At 77.2% G+C, this 1,323-nt stretch carries 1 protein-coding gene; it reads right to left on the bottom strand.

All coding sequences use genetic code 11. From position 1 onward, the window contains the following. Nucleotides 1-1,323: DUF5719 family protein (locus tag ABT247_RS33475; RefSeq protein WP_350750376.1), on the bottom strand; the 1,323-nt coding region annotated here is incomplete at both ends.

The raw sequence follows: 1,323 nt of genomic DNA, 5'->3' as shown, positions 1-1,323 counted from the left end.
AGTTGTAGCCCCGGGTCGGCGAAGAGTTGCCGAGGCCGGTGGCGCGGCCGCCAGTCGTGCCGCGAATGCGGGGGACCGCGTCCAGGAGCGGCAGCGCCGGCCCGGTTGTCGGCGACGGTGGCGCGGGCGCCGACCGGGGTGCTGCCGGTGAGCCAGGCCGCGTCGCTCTTGCCGTTGCCCCCCGCGCGGTCGACCCGCAGACCGGCGACGACCGGGGTGGGGTGCTTGTCGTCGCTGGGCGACAGCCGCAGCCCGGCGACCTCGTCGCGGGTGATCTTGCCGAGGTCGACGGCGGCCACCATGCCCGCCTTGACGTGGATCGACTCGTTGCCGGCCGGGGTGAACCAGCCGTTCTTGCCGGAGAGCTGGATCTTCAGGTCGGCGTCGTCCTCCGGCGGCGCCCAGACCACCAGCCGGGCCGCGGAGGTGTCGGCGGGCAGGCCCGGCAGCACCTGGGTGGCGGCCGGGTCGGCGGAGGCGGGGATCCAGTCGGCGCCCTTGTTGCCGTCGGCGGCGTGCAGCGCGGCACCGACCCGCCCGGAGCGGACCACCACGTGCACCGCGAGGTCGGTGACGGCGCCCTTGCTGATGGTGGACAGCAGCACGGACTGCGAGCTGCCGGGGGCGACGGTGATGCCGTTGGCGGCGTCGTTGTCGATCAGGCCCTTGTCGCCGTACAGCTTGATGTCGACCACGGCGGCCGAGGACTCGGTGTTGACCAGGCTGAGGTAGTCGACCCGGTCGCCGGCGGTGCTGGCCCCGGCGAACCAGAAGCCGGTGCCCGCCGGGGTGCAGGTCAGGCCGGACAGGCCTAGGCCGCGCTGCTCGGTGACCAGGGTGGTCTGGGTGACGGTGAAGCCGGGGGCGAGTGCGCCGGTGGCGACGGCCGCGGTGCCGGGCGCGGCGTCGCCGTTGGTGGCCGGGCCGGTGGCGGGGGTGCCGGGCTTGGTGACGGTCAGTTTGGCGTCGGCGGGCGCGGCGTTCTTGTCCGGGGCGGGGCTCGCGGGGGCGGTCGCGGCCGGTGCGGCCGAGGGCGCGGCGGTCGGCGGGGTGGCGGGCGCGGCCTGGTCGGCGAGCCAGCCGGCGCCGCCGGAGGCCGGGCCGGTGCCGGGCGGGGTGTAGGCGGTGAGCGTGGTCGAGCCGGTCAGGCCCTGCAACGGCTGCGGGCAGACGGCCGCGCTCCGCTCGACCTGCGCGGTGGCCGGGGTGGCGCCGCCCGCCGCGGCCGGTGCGGCGGGTCGGCGGACCTGGGCGATGCCGAACACCGCCGCGAGCACCACGGCGGCGGCCAGCAGGGACTGGCCGGTCCTCGTCCCCGCGGAC

The organism is Kitasatospora sp. NPDC001539 (genome assembly GCF_040298565.1).
Taxonomy (GTDB): Bacteria; Actinomycetota; Actinomycetes; order Streptomycetales; family Streptomycetaceae; genus Kitasatospora.
This window is presented reverse-complemented; position numbering and strand designations above follow the sequence as displayed.